The 20,549-nt window shown below is 70.3% G+C and carries 19 protein-coding genes; 10 read left to right on the top strand and 9 right to left on the bottom strand.

The features are described 5' to 3' along the window. Positions 1 to 130 precede the first annotated feature (130 nt). Positions 131 to 2,485 carry a collagenase gene (locus ACFXDJ_RS32525; RefSeq protein WP_384655918.1) on the bottom strand — a complete coding sequence of 785 codons (2,355 nt, stop codon included), beginning with the start codon at positions 2,483 to 2,485 and terminating at the stop codon, positions 131 to 133. A gap of 494 nt (positions 2,486 to 2,979) precedes the next feature. Between ACFXDJ_RS32525 and ACFXDJ_RS32520 the strand changes: the two genes are divergently transcribed. Both ACFXDJ_RS32520 and ACFXDJ_RS32515 read left to right on the top strand, forming a co-directional pair. After that, a complete protein-coding gene (locus ACFXDJ_RS32520) occupies positions 2,980 to 3,642 on the top strand; it encodes a deoxynucleoside kinase (RefSeq protein WP_384655915.1) in 663 nt (220 codons plus the stop codon). Positions 3,643 to 3,704: 62 nt separating this feature from the next. Next, on the top strand, positions 3,705 to 4,199 hold the full coding sequence (locus ACFXDJ_RS32515) for a GNAT family N-acetyltransferase (RefSeq protein WP_384655912.1): 495 nt from the start codon (positions 3,705 to 3,707) through the stop codon (positions 4,197 to 4,199). A gap of 16 nt (positions 4,200 to 4,215) precedes the next feature. Here ACFXDJ_RS32515 and ACFXDJ_RS32510 read toward each other — a convergent pair whose 3' ends face one another. Together ACFXDJ_RS32510 and ACFXDJ_RS32505 are read right to left on the bottom strand one after the other, a co-directional pair. Further along, positions 4,216 to 4,626 carry a DUF3291 domain-containing protein gene (locus tag ACFXDJ_RS32510; protein WP_384655909.1) on the bottom strand — a complete coding sequence of 137 codons (411 nt, stop codon included), beginning with the start codon at positions 4,624 to 4,626 and terminating at the stop codon, positions 4,216 to 4,218. A 208-nt stretch (positions 4,627 to 4,834) separates the two neighbouring features. Then, entirely contained in the window at positions 4,835 to 6,178 is a 1,344-nt protein-coding gene (locus tag ACFXDJ_RS32505) for a lipase family protein (protein ID WP_384655906.1), read from the bottom strand. 279 nt (positions 6,179 to 6,457) lie between these two features. Here ACFXDJ_RS32505 and ACFXDJ_RS32500 point away from each other — a divergent pair, with 279 nt between their 5' ends. From ACFXDJ_RS32500 to ACFXDJ_RS32490, 3 genes are all read left to right on the top strand, one after another. Continuing rightward, positions 6,458 to 6,916 (top strand): MarR family winged helix-turn-helix transcriptional regulator, encoded by a 459-nt coding sequence (locus ACFXDJ_RS32500; protein ID WP_384655903.1) that lies wholly within the window; start codon positions 6,458 to 6,460, stop codon positions 6,914 to 6,916. 38 nt (positions 6,917 to 6,954) lie between these two features. Then, entirely contained in the window at positions 6,955 to 8,394 is a 1,440-nt protein-coding gene (locus tag ACFXDJ_RS32495) for an MFS transporter (protein ID WP_384655900.1), read from the top strand. Between the two features lie 112 nt (positions 8,395 to 8,506). Then, complete coding sequence (locus ACFXDJ_RS32490) at positions 8,507 to 8,800, top strand: DUF1330 domain-containing protein (protein WP_384655898.1); 294 nt, start codon at positions 8,507 to 8,509, stop codon at positions 8,798 to 8,800. 313 nt (positions 8,801 to 9,113) lie between these two features. On the opposite strand, the gene ACFXDJ_RS32485 is transcribed toward ACFXDJ_RS32490, so the two are convergent. Beyond that, complete coding sequence (locus tag ACFXDJ_RS32485; RefSeq protein ID WP_384655895.1) at positions 9,114 to 10,235, bottom strand: nucleotide disphospho-sugar-binding domain-containing protein; 1,122 nt, start codon at positions 10,233 to 10,235, stop codon at positions 9,114 to 9,116. Positions 10,236 to 10,595: 360 nt separating this feature from the next. Here ACFXDJ_RS32485 and ACFXDJ_RS32480 point away from each other — a divergent pair, with 360 nt between their 5' ends. The 4 genes from ACFXDJ_RS32480 (at position 10,596) to ACFXDJ_RS32465 (ending at position 14,902) form a co-directional block, all read left to right on the top strand. Further along, entirely contained in the window at positions 10,596 to 11,180 is a 585-nt protein-coding gene (locus ACFXDJ_RS32480) for a DUF2975 domain-containing protein (RefSeq protein ID WP_384655892.1), read from the top strand. Further along, a complete protein-coding gene (locus ACFXDJ_RS32475) occupies positions 11,180 to 11,413 on the top strand; it encodes a helix-turn-helix domain-containing protein (RefSeq protein ID WP_384655889.1) in 234 nt (77 codons plus the stop codon). The genes ACFXDJ_RS32480 and ACFXDJ_RS32475 overlap by 1 nt, the downstream gene beginning before the upstream one ends. A gap of 290 nt (positions 11,414 to 11,703) precedes the next feature. Continuing rightward, the gene (locus ACFXDJ_RS32470; RefSeq protein ID WP_384655887.1) at positions 11,704 to 12,924 is read left to right on the top strand and encodes a 4-hydroxybenzoate 3-monooxygenase; all 1,221 of its coding nucleotides are present in this window, start codon (positions 11,704 to 11,706) and stop codon (positions 12,922 to 12,924) included. A gap of 178 nt (positions 12,925 to 13,102) precedes the next feature. After that, the gene (locus ACFXDJ_RS32465) at positions 13,103 to 14,902 is read left to right on the top strand and encodes a methyltransferase (RefSeq protein WP_384655920.1); all 1,800 of its coding nucleotides are present in this window, start codon (positions 13,103 to 13,105) and stop codon (positions 14,900 to 14,902) included. Positions 14,903 to 15,031: 129 nt separating this feature from the next. Here ACFXDJ_RS32465 and ACFXDJ_RS32460 read toward each other — a convergent pair whose 3' ends face one another. From ACFXDJ_RS32460 to ACFXDJ_RS32440, 5 genes are all read right to left on the bottom strand, one after another. Further along, the gene (locus tag ACFXDJ_RS32460; RefSeq protein ID WP_384655884.1) at positions 15,032 to 15,517 is read right to left on the bottom strand and encodes an iron chaperone; all 486 of its coding nucleotides are present in this window, start codon (positions 15,515 to 15,517) and stop codon (positions 15,032 to 15,034) included. Positions 15,518 to 15,572: 55 nt separating this feature from the next. Then, on the bottom strand, positions 15,573 to 16,232 hold the full coding sequence (locus ACFXDJ_RS32455; RefSeq protein ID WP_384655881.1) for a glyoxalase: 660 nt from the start codon (positions 16,230 to 16,232) through the stop codon (positions 15,573 to 15,575). Between the two features lie 145 nt (positions 16,233 to 16,377). Beyond that, positions 16,378 to 16,875, bottom strand: coding sequence for a cupin domain-containing protein (locus tag ACFXDJ_RS32450; RefSeq protein ID WP_384655878.1), 498 nt, complete (start codon positions 16,873 to 16,875; stop codon positions 16,378 to 16,380). A 124-nt stretch (positions 16,876 to 16,999) separates the two neighbouring features. Then, positions 17,000 to 17,845 (bottom strand): MBL fold metallo-hydrolase, encoded by an 846-nt coding sequence (locus ACFXDJ_RS32445; protein WP_384655875.1) that lies wholly within the window; start codon positions 17,843 to 17,845, stop codon positions 17,000 to 17,002. 225 nt (positions 17,846 to 18,070) lie between these two features. Further along, positions 18,071 to 19,726, bottom strand: a complete 1,656-nt coding sequence (locus tag ACFXDJ_RS32440; RefSeq protein ID WP_384655872.1) for a hypothetical protein — start codon at positions 19,724 to 19,726, stop codon at positions 18,071 to 18,073. Between the two features lie 230 nt (positions 19,727 to 19,956). Here ACFXDJ_RS32440 and ACFXDJ_RS32435 point away from each other — a divergent pair, with 230 nt between their 5' ends. Further along, positions 19,957 to 20,397 (top strand): hypothetical protein, encoded by a 441-nt coding sequence (locus tag ACFXDJ_RS32435; RefSeq protein ID WP_384655870.1) that lies wholly within the window; start codon positions 19,957 to 19,959, stop codon positions 20,395 to 20,397. Positions 20,398 to 20,549 lie beyond the last annotated feature (152 nt).

Here is a 20,549-nt window from a genome sequence, read left to right as displayed (position 1 = left end):
AGACTCCTTCGCTCCGTCCGCGCGGGCTGGCGTCTCTCTCTCTTCTCTCTCCTCCTCCGCTGCCCCCCCCCCCCCCCCCGCACGCCCCCCCCCCCCCCCCCCCGTCACGCTCAGACCCCCGCGTACCGGGTCACTTGGACTGCGTGGAGACGCTCACACCGGTGAAGTCCTGCGCGGCGGCGAGGCTGAAGTAGACCCAGCCGGACGGCGGGTTGTCGATCGTCAGGGTCTCGCTGTTGCCGGCGGTGGTGGACTTCGCCTGGTAACTGCTGGTGGTGGCCCAGCTGCTGCCGCCGTAGTACAGGTCGGCGTTGCCGGTGCCACCGCTGCTGGTGATGGTCAGCTGCTTGACGCCGGCCGGCAGGTACAGGAAGTGGTAGCTGTAGTTGCCGGCGGTGGCCGCGAGGTTGTCCCGGCGGCAGTTCTTGTCGAACTGGCGGGGGTCGCTGATCGTGCAGAGCGGGGTGGACGAGGCCTCCGGCAGGGGGCCGCAGTCGTTGGTCGCGCAGGTGGTCGTCAGCCAGGTCGTGAAGCCCGCGTCGTAGCTGGTGCCGATGGTCTGCTTCAGGAGGGTGCGGGCACCGTTCCAGTCACCGGCGCGGTACTTGTCGAACAGGGTCTGCATGTCGGCGGGGTGCGCCTGGAGCATGTAGCGGACGGCGAGCCAGCCCCAGCGGTAGACGCGGTTCGAGTTGACCGCGGGGTCCGCGTCCTGGCCGTAGACGGTGTCGAACAGTTCGCTGAGCTTGTACGTCTTCTTGCCGGCCTCGGCGATCGCGTCGGCGTTGCGCACGCCCCGGTAGCCGTACGAGATGTTCTCGGCGATGCCCTCGACCCACCAGGTGGTCGGCGTGGTCATGCCGGCGTCGAAGTCGCCGGCCATGTCGTAGCGGCCGTCGAGGTAGTGGGTGTACTCGTGGTTGAGGTTCCAGATCTGGAAGTCCGGGCGCAGCCAGCTGGCCTCGTGGGCGATGAAGCGCGCCTGGTTGCCGGCGGCGGCCGGGTTGCCCTCCTCGTACATGCCGCCGTTGTCGACGTCGATGTTGTAGATGGCCCAGGCGTACAGCGAGTACTGGGTGTAGTCGTCGAAGACGACGACCTCCAGGCTGGTGTTCACGTCACCGGGGATCGGGCCCTTGTCGCCGATGATCCGGTGGAAGTATGCGTCCTCGTTGACCAGGCTGGTGCAGGTGCCGTCCAGCTGACCGGGGGACATGTCCTGGGCGCGGATCTTCAGGCCCGGGGTGCAGGTGTGCTGGATCGGCAGGATCGCGGGGAGCACGCGCTCGCCCAGATCGCAGATGGCGTAGGCCGCGCAGTTGCCCCGGTCGTACTGGCGGGTGTACCAGCCCAGGTTCATGGTGATCGGCGCGGTGGGGCCGACGTTCGGGTAGCGGTTGATCAGGTCCTTCAGCAGCGGCCGCAGCCGGTCCTTGAGCTCGGGTACGTCGAGGGCGTAGCCGAGGAAGCGGCCGACGTTGCTGACGACGTCCAAGCGGTTCAGCTGCGCGCCGTTGCGCGTGATGAAGCCGGCCCAGGTGTCGAGGATGGCGGGGTCGGCCTTGAGCGCGGCCCGCCAGCCGCGGTCGTCGTTCTTGGCCTTGAAGCCGTTCTCCACGACCCACTCGACGTGCTGCATGGCGAGGTTCATCTGGCCGGGCCAGGTGCCGTCGTAGCTGCCGAGCATCCACTTGATGACGCCGGCGTACCGGCCGGCGGCGTGGGTGCTGTCGATCAGCGTGACGACCTCGTTGAAGATCTCGCCGTTGGCGTCGGTGACGTCCTTGCTGCGCGGGGAGGCGAAGAAGGCGTCCAGCGCGCCGTGCGCGGCGCCGTCCAGTGCCGTGCCGTAGTCGCCGACGGCGCTCGCGTTGTTGTCCTGCACGTAGTAGCCGGCGCGCAGGAACAGCACCAGCTGCCCGATGCCGGCGCTGTTGTCGCCCGAGTAGGCGGCGGAGGCGTCGCGCAGCGCGCCCGCGACGGTCACCATCTGGGCTTCGCGGAAGGCCTTCTGCGCGTTCTCCCCGGTGAGGTTGAACAGGGGGTAGGTACAGGAGATCCGGGGGAGGGCCTTGAGCTGCTGGACCAACGCGCCGCCCGTGGCGTTGATCACGCCGGAGATGTCGCCGCACTCGTCCGCGGCGGCGGCCAAGGACCGCTGGCCGGCCTTGACGTGCTTGGTGTTCTTGGCGTCCCTGACGGGCGTGACGGCCGGGGCGGGTGCCGGGGCGGACTCCTCGGTACTGTCCTGCGAGGAGATCCGGAAGCGGGAGCCGCCGTTCATCGCATCGGGGGACTTGGGGACCGGGATCGACCGCGGCGCCGATGCCGCGGATCCACGTACGTTCCCACCGGCCGGGGTCTTGGCGCCGACGGCGGCGGCGGCCTGGCTCTGTGGTGCGAACAGGCCGAGCGCGAGGAAGACGGCTGCGCCGAGCGCGGGAAGTCTGCGCGCGTTGGCCTTCGATATCCGGAACGGATGCATCTGTGGGGGCCTCCGGGGCCGCTGGCCGCGTGCTGGGAACACGGGCGGTTGACATGTGACATGTAAAATTTCACATGTCGCATCACTCCGGAAGTCTTTCGGTCAGATTGACCGGCCACCGAAACTGAAACGTTGTCAACTTCCTCCGCGGGACCTCCGCCAATCGCCCGCCCCGGCCGGTGAAGGCGCCGGAGACCAAGGTGAGGTGGGCGGCGGCACTCTGGCGGCACGGGGCGGGCGAAGCGTCATTTATGCTTCAAGGCGGCCGCGGGGCGGTGGCTCACGCTGTACGCGGCGACTGCGGAACGGCCGGTCCGGCCGGTCCGGCCGGTCGGGGAGGGCATCCCGCTTCGGGGCCTCGGACCGTACGGGGACCACGTGACGCCGATCATGAAGGTCTTGGGGAATCGAGTGACCGCCGACAGGCGTCCCCATGGTGTGGGGCGCCCGGCCCACCCGCCCGCGAACAGAAGACCCCCAGGGAGAAGTGAGGTATGGCAGTGATCTGCGTCGGAGGCATGATCGGGATCGGCAAGACGAGCGTGGCCGAGCTCCTTGCCAAGGAGCTGGGCAGCGAAGTCTTCTACGAGAGCGTGGAAGACAACCCGATCCTTCCGCTCTTCTACACGGCGAGCCCCGAGGAGATCCAGGCGAAGCGCTATCCCTTCCTGCTCCAGCTCTACTTCCTGCAGACGCGGTTCGCCTCGATCAAGGAGGCGTACAAGCAGGGCGACAACGTCCTCGACCGGTCCATCTACGAGGACTGGTACTTCGCCAAGGTCAATCACGACCTGGGCCGGATCAGCTCCCTCGAGATGCGGGTGTACGAGGGACTGCTCGACGAGATGATGCGCGAAATCGACGGCCTGCCGTACCGCAAGGCACCCGATCTCATGATCTACCTCAAGGCGGACTTCGAGACGGTGCTGCACCGCATCGGGCTGCGGGGCCGCGATTTCGAGCAGGACGAGGGCCTCGTCGACTACTACCGGACGCTGTGGTCGGGCTACGACGACTGGGTGCACAAGCACTACTCGGCCAGCGAGGTCCTCGTCGTGGACATGAACCACACGGATGTGGTGAACAGCCCCGAAGACGCCGCCCGCGTGGTGCAGGAGGTCAAGGACGCCCTGACGGCGAGCAGGCTCCGGGCCTGATGTCGCTCGGTCTCGACTGCTGTTCGATCTCGACGGCCCGGGGCGCGTATAGCCTTCCTCGGGTGACGAAGATCGTGACGTACGTCGAGATGACCGACCCGAGCCGGCTCGTTCCCGGAGCTCCGGTCCCGGGAATGACACTCGTTGCCGTTGACAAGGACCTGCCGCTGGTTCCCGACCTGATGGCCAGGGTCGGCGCGCCGTACCAGTGGCGCAGCGCCCGCCGTAGCCCCCAGGAGTGGCAGGCGTGGTTCGCCGAGCATCCGGACCGGACCTGTTGGCTGCTGACCTTGGCCGACGAGCCGGCCGGCATGGTCTGTTACGACCTCCATCCGGGCGCCGACGTCGAGATCCGGACGTTCGGTCTCCTGCCGGAGTTCACCGGCAAGGGCTTCGGCGGTCATGCGCTGACGCTCGCGATCCGGCAGGGCTGGAAACTGGTGCCGGGCGTGCGCCGGGTATGGCTGCACACATCGTCGGGGGACAACCCGAACGCGCTGCCCAACTACCACCGCCGCGGGTTCCACACCTTCAAGACCGAAGAAGGCGACGGCTGAACCGGGAGCCGGACGGTCAGGCCCCCTGAGCTTCCTTGGCCGCCTGCTCGTCGAGCCTTCGCTCGGCCTCGGCCCAGCTGATCGGGAGGTCCGCGACGGAGGCGTCCCAGAACAGGAACGTGGCATTGCTCATCGTGGGGCGCATCGTCGTCATGATGGAGCGGTGCGGCTCCGTCTTGACGAACGCCATGAGCTGCTCACGGCTCTCCCACGCGGACAGCGTCTGGAACGTCCGCTTGAACGGCCGGGCGACGAGCGAGGCACCGAAGGCTCCCGGGGCCTTGCGGACCTGACGCCACGCCGCGAGCGCGTTGAGGAAGAAACGCGGCACGTCCTTGAAGCTCCGGACCTCGAAGCGCGACGCCATGATCAGCGCGGCCTCGTGCCCTTCGGGAGGGTTGGGAACGGTCCAGGGCAGGGTGGGCACTGAGGGCTCCTCGGTAGTCGCATCTCGCTCGCCGCCGACCCGGTGATCGTTGCAAGCCATGGCGTGATCCGCTAGCCGGTCAACCTAAGTTTCGCTCAAGCCCGTTGCGATCAAGGGGAGCAACCACGACGACGCATCCTTCGCGAAGACGGCGGCCTCCGGGCCATCCTGGTGTGCGGGGCCCCAGGGACCCCGCACGCAGGGGGCGTCAGGACCCCGCCGTCGGGACCTCCGGCGCCAGTGAATTGCCCTCGGGGATCCGGCCGCAGTCGGACGGGGGCGTCTTGCCCGCGAACCTGTCGTTGAGCCAGCCCAGAGCGGTGGGTGCCCACGGCACGGCGGCTCCCACATGACTCAGCAGGTCGTACTGCTGGTACTTGATCGATGTGCTGCCCTTGTCGCAGTACTGCCGGACCAGCGCGCGCACATCTCCCGCGACCATGACCCCGTCACCCCTTCCGATCCCCGGAAGATTGCTGAGGGTGCCCTCGAAGACGCCTCCGTTGCCCTGCACGATGAACCCGGGGGCGTTGGGGGTGGCTGCCGAGCCGAGGTTGAGCCTGTTCACCGCTTCGACGAAGGCGGGCACCGAATTCGGGTTCGCGTACTCCGGCTTCACCATCTTCTTCCAGGTCAGTCCCGGGTACTGGCCCAGGGCGTTGACGATCGACCCGCGCTGGAGCCTCGTGAACACCTGCTGGCCGTAGCTGTTCAGGTAGGGCGTGAAGTCGATGTCGTAGGAGCGCGCGGCCCCGAGGACGGCCATGGGCGCGACACCGGCCCAGATGGAACTGCCGCTGACGTACTTGAGGTTGTGCGCCGGGTCGACGAGCAGCCCGCCCTCGGCGTAGCCCACCAGTCTCTTGTCGACGTCCGGCGCATAGCTCGGCGCGAGCGCGGCCGCCCAGTGGGTGGCGATGGCTCCGCCCGAGTAGCCGGCCAGACCCACCCGGGTGGCGGAGTTCAGGCCGGTCTCCGGGGACTGGCTCGCGGCCCGGATCGAGTCCAGCGTGTTCGTTCCGTACTCCGGGCCGGCCGCGAAGTCGGCGGCCTGTCCCTCACTGTCCGGGATGATGACGTTGTAACCCGCCAGCAGGAGCGGCACCAGGAGGAGGGACTCGCCGTTCGCAATCAGGCCGCCGAGGGAGACGTCGCCCGCGATGGCCCGTGACGGTGAGTCCGCAGGGTTGAGGGAATCGTAGAACGACTGGTACGACACGGCCTTGCCGGCGTCCCCGTTGGGGCTGCGGACGATCGAGGTCACCCCGGCGGACGGGCGGCCCTGCGCATCGACGGTGCGGAACAGCAGCTGGATCGCTTTGACCGGCGTCGGAATGCCGACGACGTGGTACTGCAGCGTCCGCGTCTTGAGCACGGCGCCCGGTGCGTACGAGGCCAAGGGCCTGCTGCCGTCGTAGGTGTAGAACGAACCGTCCGCCGCGGCCGTCGACGAGGCGGAAGGGGCGGCCACAGCCGTGGTCGCCGGAAGGGCGGTGACGGCCAGAGCGGTGGCGACTGCTGTTGCCAGTTTCCCCATGGCGATGCGGTGCATGGTTCCCTCGGATTCGGTTGATGGATCACCGGGACAGACGCGTGTTACTGGCAGTAACAGAGCCGTAAGTTACCAGCAGGTAAACGACTTGAACAGAGTTGCGGCGCGACCTTCGCCCGCCGGGGTGCCCATCCGGACCGCATCAACCGGTTCGGCGAATACGGCACCCACGAACTCGGCGTCCAGCCCGAGGCGTACGACCCGAGACTCGACGTCGACTTCACGAACCCTGATCGGGAGATGCATAAAGGATTAATATAAAACTGCTATGCTTCAGGCATGAGTCGCCGAGACGTCGCGCACGGCGCTTCCGATGCCATCGGGTCAGCCCTCTACGGTCTGGCCACCAGGGCCGTGAGACGCCTTCCCCGCGACATGAGCCTGACGTCCGCCGCCACCTTGGCCACCCTGGACAAGACCGGCCCGCGACGGATCACCGATCTGGCGGTGGCCGAGGGCGTCACCCAGCCCGCGATGACCGTCCTGGTCCGGGTGATGGAGGAATCCGGGCTGGTCGAGCGGAAGGGTGATCCGTCCGACAAGCGGGTGACCCTGGTGTGCCTGACCGAGGCCGGCGCGTCGTACGTCCGGACGCGACGCCGGGCGGGCGTCGACGCGTACGCGCGGTTGATCGACGAACTCACCGGTGACGAGGTCGAGGCCTTGGCGGCAGCGCTTCCGGCGCTGCTGCATCTGGCGGAGCTCGAAAGCCGCGCCCGAGAGGAGTCGGACCGGTGACCGCGGCCCAGGCTCATGACCGGCCCAGCACTGCCCTGATGCGTTCCGAGGCACGTCTGCTGGTCCCCGCCCTGATGTTCATCGCCCTGGTCGTGGCGGCGGTCGCCAGCCTCGGGACGCCGCTCATCACCAGCGTGGCGACCACGTTCCACGTCTCCCTCGACAGCGCGCAGTGGACGCTGACCATCGCCCTGCTCAGCGGCGCCGTCGCCACACCCGTTCTCGGCCGGCTCGGAGCCGGTCCGCACCGGCGGGCCACGATTCTCGCCACGCTGGCGATCGTCGTCGTCGGCAGCGCGCTCACCGTGCTGCCGCTGCCGTTCGCCTGGCTGCTCGTGGGCAGAGCGGCCCAAGGCGTCGGACTCGGTCTCACGGCGCTGATGATGGGCGTGGCCCGCGACCATCTTCCCGAAGAGCGCAGCGCGGCCACGATCGCCCTGATCTCAGTGGTCTCCATCATCGGAGCCGGCGTCGGCTACCCGCTGGCCGCGCTGCTCGCCGAGTTCGGCGGACTGCGGGCCGCCTACGGCCTCGGCCTGCTCGTCACCGCCATCGCCTTCGTGACCGCGTGGCGCTCCATGCCCGCAGCTCCCGTAGGCCGCTCCGCTCACGTGAACGTGGCCGGTGCGCTCGTCCTGGCGGGTGGACTGCTCCTCGTCCTGTTCCTGGCCGGCGAGAGGAGCATGTGGAGCCGACACCTCGCCGTGGGGGTGACCCTTGCCGTCGCCGCCGTACTCCTGCTCTGTGTCTGGACCGTTTCCGAACTGCGCACCAAGACGCCCCTGGTCGACGTCCGGGCGGTACGGCACCCGGCGGTGGCCGGGGCGAACATCGCCATGTTCGTCGGCGGGAGCGGCATGTACCTCCTGCTCACGCTCATCACCCGCTACGCGCAGACGCCGCACAGCGCCGGCTACGGCTTCGGACTGAGCACCTTCGTGGCGGGGCTGGTCCTCATCCCGTTCTCCGTGCTGGGGTTCGTCGCCGGCAAGCTCACGCCGCGGGTCCGGACGCGGATCGACGGCCCCCTGATCCTGGCCGGCAGCGCGGCCATCGTCGGCGGCGGGTTCGTCCTGTTCGCCACCGCCCGGTCCGACCTGGCCGAACTGCTCGCTGCCATGGGCGTGTTGGGCTTCGGCGTCGGCAGCTTCTCGGCCGCCATGCCCGGCGTCATCCTGGCCGTCACCCCCAAGAGCGAGACGTCGAGCGCCATGAGCTTCAACTACGTCGTCCGCAGCGTCGGGTACTCCCTGGGCAGCGCCATCGGCGGTCTGGTGCTGGCCGCCGGCACCGCCACGGGCCGCCTCTTCCCGAACGACGACGCCTACACGACCGCGGCGCTGGTCGGCGTCGCCGCGATGGCGATCACGACGACGGCCGGCCTCGCCCTCGCCCGCCGACGCCCACCCGAGACCAATCCGACCACGGCCCCGGTCGGTGTGCCGGGCCTGGGCCGGTCGAGTCGAACCGGAAGCTGAGGATCGAAGCCGTCCGACTTCGACGCCGTCTCCGTCGGCTCGCTGACCCACAGCGCGCCGGCCATGGATCTGAGCATGCTTCTGATCACCAATTCCGAACACAGGAGGTACCGTGGCCAAGGGCTACTGGGTCAGCGTCTACCGCACCATCGCAGACCCTGAGAGGCTTGCTGCCTACGACGAGCTGGCCGGTCCAGCCGTCAGGGCCGCGGGCGGGCGGGTGCTCTCCCGCGGCAGCCGGGTCGTCGTACACGACGCCGGAATCGCCGAGCGCACCATCCTGATCGAGTTCGACAGCTTCGAACAGGCGGTCGCCGCACGCGCGAGTGCGGCCTACCAGGAGGCACTGGCCGTACTTGCTGACGGCGTCGAGCGCGACTTCCGCATCATCGAAGGCCTCGACTGACGATCGAGGCCGCGTCGGCGACGAACACGAAGCCGACTGGGGGATCACCCCGGCTCGTCAGCGCGCCGCACCGTCGCGAACAGCGTCAGGCCAGTGGCTATGTGGGCGACCCCGAGGAGAAGCTGGCCCGTCGCCTGCCGCTGCTCGCCGCAGTGGCGGACGCACGCCGTCGAAACCGGCCACAACGTCATGCGGGAGGCGCCGGATCAGCTGCTGAAGGTGCTCCTGAGTCACGGCTGAGGGGTGGCGGGGGCCCGGCAGGGTCCGAAAGGGACGGCCTGGGGGCGCCCCGCCACAACCGCTGTTCCGCGCTCTAGGAGGCGACCAGGGCCTCCAGGGCGGAAACCGTTTCGGCCGGGCTGGGCAGGGCTGCGTTCTCCGCCCGGAGGCGGGACGCGGCCTCGCGCAGGGCCGGGTCGGTGACGAGGCGGGTGAGGAGCGCGGAGTCGACCTCGTCGGAGGCGGAGCGCAGGGCGGCGCCGGTCGCGGTGAGCGCCGCGGCGTTGGTGAAGTGGTCGGCGCCCTGGGGGAGCAGGAGCTGGGGCAGGCCGGCCTGCAGGGCCGTGAGGAGGGTGCCGGAGCCGCCGTGGTGGATCAGCGCGTCGGAGGCGGTCAGCAGCTCGGCGAGCGGAACCCAGGGCAGCGGGTGGACGTTGTCCGGGAGGGTGCCGAGCGGGGCGAGGTCGGCGTCTCCGACGGCGAGCTGGAAATCGGCGTCCACCGAGGCGGCGGCCTCGATCAGGCGGACGATGGCGCGGACTCCGTCCAGCTCGGTGAGCACGGTGCCCAGCGTGATGACGACGCGCGGGCGGGTGCCGCGGCGCAGCAGCTCGGCGGGGATGGTGCCGCCGCCGTTGTAGGGCAGGTAGCGCATCCGCAGGCCGCCCGGGTCACCGCCGAGCGAGGCGGGGACGATGTTCAGCGCGGTGGGCTGTGCGGGGCCGGCCACCCCGTACGTCTCGTAGGCCTCGGTGAAGTTGCCGGCGAGCCGGCCGACCATGTCGAGGCCGGAAGTGATGCCGAAGTTCTGGACCACCGACGGGATCTTGAGCTTGGCCGCGACCAGCGGGGCGGAGGCCTGGAAGGAGTCGTAGACGAGCAAGTCGGCGCCCCAGCTGTCGGCGGCCTCCAGCAGGCCGTCCACGGTGGAGCGGGAGAGCTGGGCGAAGACGCGGGCCGCCCTTTCGAGAATCTGGTCCGGGGTCATGTCGGGGGCGACGTAGCGCACCTCCCCGCCGGTGGACTGTTCGAACATGTCCATGATGGTGCGACCGTCGCCGATCTCGACGAACGGAAATCCCGCCTCGCGGAGCCGGTTCACCGGCTGCGAGCCCGCGAACAGTACCTCGTGTCCAGCGCCGCGCAGGGCCTGCGCGGTGGGGATCATCGGGAAGAGGTGGCCGGCCGCGGCCGGTCCGGTGAAGAGTATGCGCACGGTTTCTCCTTGCCCAAGGTCTTTCGGTCCAGGACGACTTGTGCGGGCTCGCCCTGGTTCTCCTCGGTGAACTGACGGGAAGGCGCCTCGTGTTCCCCGAGAGGGGATCGATAACCGGACATTCTGCTACGGGCATTGCGGCCAGGAGCGGCCACGTGTTTCGGGACGCCCGCGCCCTGGCGGTGCCTGCCGCTACCCGGGGTTTCGAGGCCCGTCGGGGGGCTCACGCCGATGTCGCCGGAGGGGGCCGGGTGCCGCGCGCCGCGCCGCGCCGCGCCTCGTCGGCAGCCGTGGACTTGTCGAATATCGATATGCTCCCGTACTGTTGGGTATATCGAAAATCGATAGGAAGGGGATGCGATGAACACGCGACTCACGAGGACCCTGGCCTCGGTGACCTTTGCGCTGGCGATGCTTTGCGGGCTCGCCTTCGTCGGTACGGGGGTCACGCACATGCTCGACGACGGGGTGGTCTGCGTGCAGACGGGCTTCTGGGCCAATGCCTCATTGGGAGACGGCCTGCCGATCGGCGAGGCCGTGAAGGCATCCAGTAGCGCCACGCGCCTCTGTCAGGACGGTCCCTCCACGGGCCAGCGCGCCGCCGACCTCGGGGGCGAACTGCCCTGGCTACTGTTCGGCTCCTTCGCGCTGCTGCTCTTCTCCCGGCTGCTCAAGGCCGTCATGGTGCAGGGTCCGTTTACCGACACGGTGTCGCGGCGCCTCTCGGTTCTCGGATGGTTCGTCGCCGTGGGCACACCGCTGGCCGGCCTCGTGGTCGGCTGGTCACAGTCCTGGCTCGTCGGGAGTATGGTGCCGATCGCGGGTTCCGGGCCGACGGTCTCCGGGCCGCAGGTGCTCGTCCTCGCCGGACTCGCCGCAGTGATCATGGGGAAGATCATGCGCGAGGGTGTGCGCATGCGAGAGGACCTCGAAGGGACCATCTGATGCCTGACGAGGAACTCCACGCGATCCGGATCCATCTCGATCGGGTTCTCGCCGAGCGCGGCATGACGCTCACGGAACTGTCCGCGCAGGTGGGAATTACCGTCGTCAACCTGTCCGTTCTCAAGAACGGGCGGGCGAAGGCGATCCGCTTCTCGACCCTGTCGAGGATCTGCGATGTCCTTCAGTGTCAGCCGGGAGACCTGATCACCCACGACCCTGCCGAGCCGGGCTAGCACTCCGGCCGTACCAGGAACCACGTTCCACCAAGTGGCAACCCGTCACCCGCCGATGACGCCCAAACACCGCTGGTTGCCACGTCGCCCCGGCGCTCCATCACGCACCGTGCTGAGCGAACGGCTGTTGTCCGTGCGGTGCTTCGCCGGCACCGGAGGGTCGACGGGCTGCTCTGCTCCCCGAGCCGGGCGGCGTTACTGAAGGATAGTCGGGCGATTGTAATTCTATTACCGCGTTCGGATTACTCATGATCGTCCGCGCCTTCTTCCGTGCTTATGATTCCCGCTCTATGACAGAAAGCCAGAATTACCGAACGTTACGCGAATCAGCCGATGTGGTCGTCCTCGGCGCCGGCCCCGCCGGCCTGGTGCTCGCCAACCTCCTGCTCGCCGCCGGGATCGACTGCGTAGTCCTCGAACGCGCCGCCCGCTCACACGTACAGACCAGGGCCCGGGCCGGCTTCCTCGCGCCGAACACCGTGCGGATCCTGGACCGCCACGGCCTCGCCGCCGGGCTGCACCGCCACGGACGTACTCACGGCACCTGCGAGTTCCGCACCCAGGACGGCCGTTTCCGCCTCGACTACGGCTCCCTCGGCCGTGGCGAGCAGCACACCGTCTACCCGCAGCAGAACCTGTTGACCGACCTCCTGACGCGCTACCTCGACGCCGGTGGGCGGATCCGCTTCCGTACGGAGGCGCTGGCCGTCCACGACGTCGACACCGACGGCGCCCGGCCGTACGTCACCACCCGTGAGCCGGACGGCCGCCCCACCCGGTGGGACGCCCGGTACGTCGCCGGCTGCGACGGCCGGCACGGAGCGGCCCGCCGCTCGCTGCCGCCCGGCGCGGTGCGCCACCACCACGACCACGGCGTGAGCTGGCTCGGCCTGCTCGCCGAAGCTCCGCCCAGCCTCGACGCCGTCGGCTACGCCGTCCACGACCGCGGCTTCGCCGGCCACATGGCCCGCAGCCCGCAGGTCACGCGCTACTACCTCCAGTGCCGGCGTGGCGCCCCCGCCGATGCCTGGTCCGAAGAGCGGATCTGGGACGAACTCGACCTGCGGATGCGCGCCGCGGAGCACGGCCCGCTGCGCAGGGGTCCGATCACCGAGCGCGGGGTCGTCGACCTGGAGTGCGACGTGGTCGAACCGTTGCGCCACGGCTCGCTCCTGCTCGCCGGTGACGCCGCGAGCCTGACCCCACCGGCCGCCGCGAAGGGCGCGAACCTGGCGGTCCTGGAGGCGGAGATCCTGGCCGGAGCCCTCGCCGAGGTCCTCGCCGGAGGGGACGGCACAGCCCTCGACCGGTACTCGGCGCAGTGCCTGGCGCACATCTGGCGCGCACAGGAGTTCACCCAGTGGATGACCGGGCTGCTGCACGAGATTCCCGGCCAGGACCACTCAGGCGGATCGTTCTTCCACGCCTCCCTGAGGCGCGCCCGCCTCGACTCCCTGCGCACGTCCCGTGCCCACCAGAACTGGTTCGCCGAGAACTACGTCGGCGTATGACCACCGTCCCTCCCGGGCCGCCCGGTTCCACCCGGCCCCAGCCCAGTCCACACGCTCCGCTCCACCCCAGCACCCGCCCGAGGAAACCTCCCCGATGACGACGACCCTCCCCGACGAAGCGACCCTCGCCGACGAGGCGACGCGCCCCGCCGGACCGGCGGCCCTCTCAGACGAAACGATGCTTCCCGACGACACGGCCCGCCTGCGCGCGGCAGCCGCCTTCGTACGGGAACACGACACCGCCACCCTCCTGCCCCTCCTGCTGCCCGGTCTGCGCGGCCCGGAACTGGAGTCGCTGGCCGTGCACTGCCGGTTCGCCCACGTCGGCCTGCTGCTCTTCCCGACCGACCCGCATGACCTGCGCGGCCAACTCGCCGACTGCGGGCTCGCCGCCGACACCCCGTCCCAGCCGAGCGTCGTCGTGCGGGAACGGCTCGCCCGGCGCCACCGCCGCGACGCGGCCGAGCTCGACGTCCGGATCCTGCGCCCGCGCGTCCACGGCCCGGCCGGGGAGCGCCGCGCGGTGGAGGTGTTCGCCCTCATGGTGCCCGCCCGCTCGCCCTTGGAAGCGATCGCCGACCACGAGCGCGTACGGGGCCACGAGGCCCACCTGGCCTTCGAACTGGAGCACCCGGACCCGCTCGTGCTGCGCGGCCTGTGCACGGTACTCACCCGGCACGGCGCCCGTCCCGACGGCGGCGGGTACAACCCGCACGAGGACGGCACCGTCCTCTACTTCACCACTCCCGCGGACGAGGCGTGCGGCTACCGGCGCCTGGAGCTCTACACGCCCGGCAACCACCGTGACGCCCTCGCCGCCCACCTCGCCGCCGCCCGCCTCGACGAGGGCCCTGGCGTGGATCGGCCCGCTGAAACGCTCCTCCACCTCCTCACCGGAGCGTGGACCACACAGGCCATCGCCTCGTTCGCACGCCTGCGGCTGCCCGAGGCCATGGACACCGAAGCCGCCACCAGCACCCGGGAACTGGCCCGGCGCACGGCCACTCACCCCGACAGCCTGGCCACACTCCTGCGCTACCTCACGATGCTCGGCGTCGTGGCCGAGGACACGGAGGACACCGCGAACACCGCGGACACCAGAGAACAGGACGGCTTCCGCCTCACCCCGCTCGGCGCCCTGCTCCGCGCGGACTCCCCGGACACGATGCGCCCACTGGCCCTGATGTACGCGGGCCCCTTCTACGGGTCCTTCGCCGCCCTCGACCACACCGTACGGACCGGGCAGCCGGCCTTCGACCACCTCTTCGGCGAGAACCACTTCGACCACTTCGCCCGCGACCCCGAACTCGCCGACCTCTTCGACCGTTCCATGGCGGCGAGTTCACGGATGTTCCAGCCGCTCCCCGCCCACCCCGTGATCACCACCGCGGCCCAGGCACCCACCCCCCGGACCATCGTCGACGTGGCCGGCGGCAACGGCGAACTCCTCGGCCGCATCCTCACCGCACACCCGAAGCTGCGCGGCACCCTCCTGGAGCGCCCCCACGCCGTCGAAGCCGCCCGCCGCTCGCTCGACGCCGCGGGCTGCGGCGCCCGCTGCGACTACCGCAGCGGCGACTTCGCGGACGTGCCGCACGGCGGCGACGTCTACATCCTCTCCCGCGTCCTGCACGACTGGGACGACGACCGGTGCCGGGAGATCCTGCGCCACTGCGCCCGCGCGATGCCCGCCCACGCCGACCTGCTGGTCATCGAACGGCTCCTGCCCACCGATGGTTCCCCCTCGCTCGCCACGGCCTGGGACCTCCACATGATGTGCAACGTCGGCGGCCGCGAGCGCCGCGCCGAGCACTACGCCCGACTGCTCGCCGACGCCGGACTGGAACTGCTCGACCACACCCCCCTACCCCTGGAGGCGCACGTCCTGCACGCCCGCAAAACCCCCGCCGGCCCACTGCCCGCCCGCCCCGGGCCCGCGCCGCAGCCGAGGCTCACAGAACCGGCGGCGACCGGGTAGCGGAAGCGGAAGCTCGCAGGGGCGGCGGGCATTGCGCCGCCCCGCCGACCGCGCGGGCACAACGGCGGGTTCGACCAGTTCCCCCGAGTCGCCCGGATCCCGGCCGCCGCGCACGCGGCCGGGCCGGCCTCAGCCCGCAGCCTTCTCGACGAGCGCCCTGATGCGCTCTTCCGCGGCCGCGGTCAGCTCCCTCACGGCGAAGGAGGTCGACCACATGGCGCCGTCGTCGAGAGCCGCCTGGTCGCTGAAGCCGAGCATGGCGTACCTCGACTTGAACTTCTCCGCGCTCTGGAAGTGGCAGACGACCTTGCCGTCCCTCGCGTACGCGGGCATCCCGTACCAGAGCTTGGGCGCGAGGTCCGGAGCAGCGGCCTTGATGATCTCGTGGATCCGCTCGGCGAGGACGCGGTCCGCCTCCGGCATCTCGGCGATCTTCGCGAGCACGTCCCGCTCCGCCGCCGCCTCCTTCTCCGCCCGCGAGGAACCGCGCCGCGCCACCGCCTTCTTCTCCTCGCTCGCGTGCTCCTTCATCGCGGCCCGCTCCTCGGCGGTGAATCCGCTGTACTTCTCGGTGGTCGTTCCGGAGTTCTCTACGGGCGACTTCGTGGACGTCATGGCAGGTTTCCTCTCGTACAAGGGGCAGGCTGGGCGGGAGTGCGGGGACCGGGAGTCAGGACGGCATGGGGGCGGCCGACGCGGCGGCCTCCCAGGCGAACCCGTCGGGGTCGGTGAAGGTGTCGGTGGTGCTGCCGAGGACGATGCGGTGCGAGCCGGTGCCGTCGGCCGGGACGCCGAGGTCCTTGGCGAGGGCGCGGCGCTTGTACAGCGCCAGCTTGACGGGGCTGGACTGGCCGGGGGCGAACTCGGCGTACTTGCCGCCGAAGCTCTTGGCCACGGTGTGGCCCCGGTCGACGTAGAACTGCTTGGTGGCCTTCACGTCCTCGACGCCGATCAGCAGGATGACCTCGTCGATCTCACCGGTGGCGGGGCCGGTGTCCTTCTTCTCCGAGGTCGAGATCTTCCAGGTCGTCCCGTCCGGGGCCTGGACGACGCCGCCGTACCCCCAAAACGACTTCGTGGCGGGCTTCAGCACCGTGGCGCCGGCCTCCACGGCGGCGCCGACGAAGCCGTCGACGGTGGCGGGACCGGACACCGTGAGCGCCAGCGTGAAGCCCCGGAATCCGGTGGAGTGCGACTCGGACGCCCGCAGGCTCACGTACGAGTCCACGCCGAAGGCGCTGTAGAAGCGGTGGGCGGCCTCAGGGTCGGCCACCTCAAGGGTGACGGACGCGAGGGACGTGTGGGCTGCGGTGGAAGCGGTGTTTGCCATGACCACCACGCTAGGGGCCGCGCGGCGGCCGTGGCTTCTCCATTCCTGACCGGTCTTGAGACGGGCTTCTGCACGCACGCCGGCATCCCCTCCGCTTGATCGCCACCCCCGCATCGCGAGCGCCTCACCGCACGGCCCCGCGGTGCTATCCGCGTGCGGCGTCCCAGATCGCGCTGGTCCCGAAGTAGGAGTCGTACAGTTCCTGGACTTCGAGGAGGCTTTCCGGCGGCACCTTCCCGTAGCGGATGCGCTCCAGGTGGCGGAAGTACTCGAAGCGCTCCACACCGGGCGTGATGATGACGAGCATGTCCGCGATCTCGCCGGGCGCGGCGGCGAAGGCGTGCTGGGTGCCGGGCGGTACGACGACCACGTCGCCGCGCTCGGCGGTGACCACTTGATCACCGGACAGCAGCTGGGCGGTGCCGTCGAGGATGTAGAACATCTCCGCGGACTTGCCGTGGTGGTGCGGGCGGGCGCCGTTCGCGCCCTTGCCGAGGGTGACGCGCATGCTGGAGAGCGCGCCTCCCGTGGCGGGGCTGTCGACGAGCAACTGGTTGGTCACCGGGCCGCCCGCGCCGATCATTTCGGCGTCGGCGGCGCGTACGACGACGGTCTCATCGAAGTCTGGGATGAAGAGGGACATCGCTTCCTCCTGAAATGTTGATCATGTGGAAACGTACGTCATGACTTCAGGGCGCCGTCGGGGTGGGGGTCCAGGAGGACGCGGCCCATGCCGGCGTCCGCCTCCCGCAGTGGCCTTCTCCCCGCTACGAACCGTCCTCCAGCGCGAAGCGCAGGTACCGCTCCGCGGAACGGCGCACCGCGGCCGCGCCGTCCGCGGTGACCACACGCCCCCAGAACGCTCCGTAGATGCGCTCGAAGGCGAACGGCTCGACCAGGGCGAGCGCGCGGCGGATGGTGCTCGGCCGCTCCGGAATGAAGTTGGGGATGCTGTACATGAAGCTGACCCACCGCCGGTCCATCACCACCATGAAGATGTCCCCGCTGAACAGCGCCCCGCGCCCCTCCGGGTCATCGTCCCAATGCAGAACCGTGCCGCCGGCGAAGTGCGTGCCCGCGTTGATCAGCGTCATACCGGGTGCGATCAGGTGCGTGTCGCCGGTCCAGTACTCGATCACCGGATCGGGCCGCCCGACCCAGTCACGGTCCGCGGCGTGGACGTACACCGGGGCATCGAAGGCCCGGCCCCACTCGGTCATGGTGCCGTAGAAGTGCGGATGGCTGACGGCGATCGCACTGATCCCGCCCAGCTTCTCGATCTCCACGGCGAGATCGTCATCGAGGTAACCCACGCAGTCCCACAGCACGTTGCCGGACTCCGTGCGGATCAGCAGCGCACGCTGGCCCACCGCCACCGACGGCTCCACACCGACCCCGAGCACGCCGGGACCCTCCTCATCGAACCGGCCGCGCGGGCCACTGGCGCGCAACTCGGCGAGACTGGTCCACTGTTGCCCCTTCCAGCCGACGTACTGCCGCTCGTCCAGGCAGACCGGGCAATCGGTTCGCGGCGCCCCGTACTGCACACCGCAGGTGACGCAGATCGGAAGCTGAGTACCGGTTACGGTCGCGACCGGCTTCGAAGACGACACCAGAGCCCTCCCTCTCGGTGAATCCCACCCGTGTGGTGTCCGCAGCCACCCCGGAGGGCTTCGCACGACACCCCATCTCCTCATTCATTGTGCACGGTGGCCATGATCGCGCCGCTGCGAGCGCGAAGGGGGTCGCCCCACCGGTCATCCGGCGACGTCCGGTGTCGCGCGAAGACGAGTCGGACGTTCTCTTCGAGGGTGACGTTCGTCTGAAGCCCGCGACCGCTACAGCAGCCCGCCGAGCGGCAGGACCCGCTCGGCGAGCCGTCCGCGCAGCCTTCCGTTGCCGGTGTCCGCCTCGGTGAGCCAGTCGGCGGCGACCAGCAGCGCGGCGTGCTCGGCGATTTCCTCGGACGTCAGAGCACAGAACGCGGAGGCTTCGTCCAGGGGGAGTCCGTCGTCTCCAGCGTGTCCGAGGCGGGCGTCGGGGCGGGTGTGGGCGGCGGTGTACAGCGCGAGGAGCCGGGTGGCGGCGCCCACCTTCTTCTTACGGAGCTTGCGGTCGCCGACCACCTTCTGGGCCCATCCGGAGATCTTGGCCCGGGTGGTCTTGCCGAAGGTGAACGGGCGGGGCCGGTCCGGCAGCAGCGCGGGGACGGTGAACGCGGTGAAGTCCTCGGGCCGCGAGGCCAGGGCCTCCGCAACGCTCCCGGGCAGGCGCAGCCAGTCGGCCCCGACCAGCCGTTCCAGCACCTGCTCGGCACCGTCGGGAAGCCAGCCCGAGAGGTCTTGGCCGGTGACGTTTCCGGTGCCGTCCCGCGCGGCCCGCAGGGTGAGGAGAAGCACCATGAGGTGCGTCTCGGGTTCGGGGTGCGGAGCGTGGGTCCGGACGTAGTCGAGCACGGCGCGGGCGTGTACGGCGTGGTTGCGGGTCAGCAGCCGCTCCACCATCGGCATGTCCGGGCTCCCCGCGCCGCCGACGGGCAGTCCCACACGGTTGGCGTGCATGTCGCGGGTGGTCTGCGCGGCACTCTCGGCGCGCTTCGCCTCGTGGCGCAGGGATTGGTCCCCGGTGACGTCGGCCCACAGGGCGAACGCGCGCGCCTTGCGCTCGTGGAGCTCGGCGAGCAGGGCGAGGTCGGGTTCGGAGCCGTGCTGATAGTCCCTGAACGCGTCGCCGAGCTCGATGAGTTCCACGCGCAGTACGTCGGGCTTCAGGTCGTGGGCGACGGTCCGCTGCGCGATCTTCCCCCACCGCTTCGCCCGCCGCGGCACGGCGGCCGATGAGGCGGCGCGGGCGCGGGGCACCGGAGCAGGCCCGGCAGCCAGATGAGAAGGAGCGCCGGCCTCGGGGGAGACGGGAGAGGAGTCGTGATCGGAGAACACGGCCGCGGAACCCCCGCCGCCGGCCGTGTCGCCCGTGTGCCGCCGCTCTGGCCCCGGCCGTCCCCCAGTGCTCGGGTCCGCGTTGTTCCGGTCCGGGAGCGCGGCGGTGTCCAGGACACGGCAGTCGGGCGTGGCGGCCGCGCAGCGCGCGCACATCTCGGCGATCCGCCAAAGCCGTCCGGCCCGGTCCGCGGTCACCGCCAGGACCACCGGGCCCCCGCACCGTCCCGGTCCCGTCGACGGCCGGGCTTCGGAGCGCCGACTGGGGAGGGTGGTGGTAGGGGAGGTGTGCCACGCGCAGTCCGCGGCACGGCAGCCGCACCAGGCTCCGGGGCGCGGGCCGCCTCCGGTACGGATATGGGCCAGGTGCGTGTTGAGGTGCCCCACCGCGGCCTTGCGCCCTTCGGCGGCGCTGGGCAGGCGCTGTTCGGCGCAGGCCGGACGGGAACAGCTGAGCCGGACCGTGCCGGCGGAGGGACGGCCGTAGGGGTCCAGGCGCACCACCCACACCCGACCCACGCCACGGTCCTCCTGCGTACCGGCCCCTACCACCATGCGCGTCTCCCAGCAGTGCTTGATCCGTTGCCCCGAGCGGCCCCATCATCAGGGACATGGGCCGGTCAGCCCCGAAAGAAGCCCCCAGGTTCACCCCGGCGGGTCACGGCAACCCCGACCAGGCCTCGATAGGGACCTCGGCCGCGGCCGCGGCCTGACTGTTGCCCGGTGCTGGGACGTTGCCGGGGCCCTGGTACGCGGGTGGCGGCCGGGCAGGCTAGTTTGCTCGGATGAGTCTTCTTGATGATGTGGCCGAGCGCGACGGATGGCGTTGCTGGGTGTGTGACGAACCGGTCGACCCCGATGAGTCGGTGAATGACGCCCGGGGGCCCAGTGTCGACAGTCGGACCACCGACCGGAAGGCCAAGGTCGCCGAGCGGCTCGCGCACCGCGGGTGCAATAGCCGCAAGGGTGCGGTCAAGGTGGTCATCGCCTGGCCGGAGAGCCTGTACGTGGTCGAACCCGCGCCGCTGATCGCCGTTGCCGACAGGCTGGAGCGCAAGGGGGGCCGCGAGATGGTGGGCCGTTGTCCGACCAAGAAGGACGCCCAAGAGGCGGCGGACTGGCTGGTGGACCGGTTCTCCCGACTGGTGCCGGGGCTGCCGGTGACCGCCGCCATCGAGGCGGGCGGCGGCCAGTTCCTCGTCATCCTGGCCACCGGCCGCCGCTGAGCGGGCAATCGCCTACGAGCTCCAGCGGGGCCGCGGCCACATCGGCGGGGAGGAGCGGCCTAGGCCGTCTCTTTCGGATCTTGTCGGCCTTGGCCGCGTCGTCCGGTGCCGTGCCTCGGCGCGCTGCCGGGGCTCCCGCGTACTGGACGTAC

The organism is Streptomyces sp. NPDC059443, assembly GCF_042750105.1.
Taxonomy (GTDB): domain Bacteria; phylum Actinomycetota; class Actinomycetes; order Streptomycetales; family Streptomycetaceae; genus Streptomyces.
This window is presented reverse-complemented; position numbering and strand designations above follow the sequence as displayed.

Coding starts and splice junctions, on each gene's coding strand:
- ACFXDJ_RS32525 (WP_384655918.1), bottom strand. CDS start 2,485: ATGCATCCGTTCCGGATATCGAAGGCCAACGCGCGCAGACTTCCCGCG.
- ACFXDJ_RS32520 (WP_384655915.1), top strand. CDS start 2,980: ATGGCAGTGATCTGCGTCGGAGGCATGATCGGGATCGGCAAGACGAGC.
- ACFXDJ_RS32505 (WP_384655906.1), bottom strand. CDS start 6,178: ATGCACCGCATCGCCATGGGGAAACTGGCAACAGCAGTCGCCACCGCT.
- ACFXDJ_RS32500 (WP_384655903.1), top strand. CDS start 6,458: ATGAGTCGCCGAGACGTCGCGCACGGCGCTTCCGATGCCATCGGGTCA.
- ACFXDJ_RS32495 (WP_384655900.1), top strand. CDS start 6,955: ATGCGTTCCGAGGCACGTCTGCTGGTCCCCGCCCTGATGTTCATCGCC.
- ACFXDJ_RS32480 (WP_384655892.1), top strand. CDS start 10,596: ATGAACACGCGACTCACGAGGACCCTGGCCTCGGTGACCTTTGCGCTG.
- ACFXDJ_RS32475 (WP_384655889.1), top strand. CDS start 11,180: ATGCCTGACGAGGAACTCCACGCGATCCGGATCCATCTCGATCGGGTT.
- ACFXDJ_RS32470 (WP_384655887.1), top strand. CDS start 11,704: ATGACAGAAAGCCAGAATTACCGAACGTTACGCGAATCAGCCGATGTG.
- ACFXDJ_RS32465 (WP_384655920.1), top strand. CDS start 13,103: ATGCTTCCCGACGACACGGCCCGCCTGCGCGCGGCAGCCGCCTTCGTA.
- ACFXDJ_RS32460 (WP_384655884.1), bottom strand. CDS start 15,517: ATGACGTCCACGAAGTCGCCCGTAGAGAACTCCGGAACGACCACCGAG.
- ACFXDJ_RS32455 (WP_384655881.1), bottom strand. CDS start 16,232: ATGGCAAACACCGCTTCCACCGCAGCCCACACGTCCCTCGCGTCCGTC.
- ACFXDJ_RS32450 (WP_384655878.1), bottom strand. CDS start 16,875: ATGTCCCTCTTCATCCCAGACTTCGATGAGACCGTCGTCGTACGCGCC.
- ACFXDJ_RS32440 (WP_384655872.1), bottom strand. CDS start 19,726: ATGGTGGTAGGGGCCGGTACGCAGGAGGACCGTGGCGTGGGTCGGGTG.
- ACFXDJ_RS32435 (WP_384655870.1), top strand. CDS start 19,957: ATGAGTCTTCTTGATGATGTGGCCGAGCGCGACGGATGGCGTTGCTGG.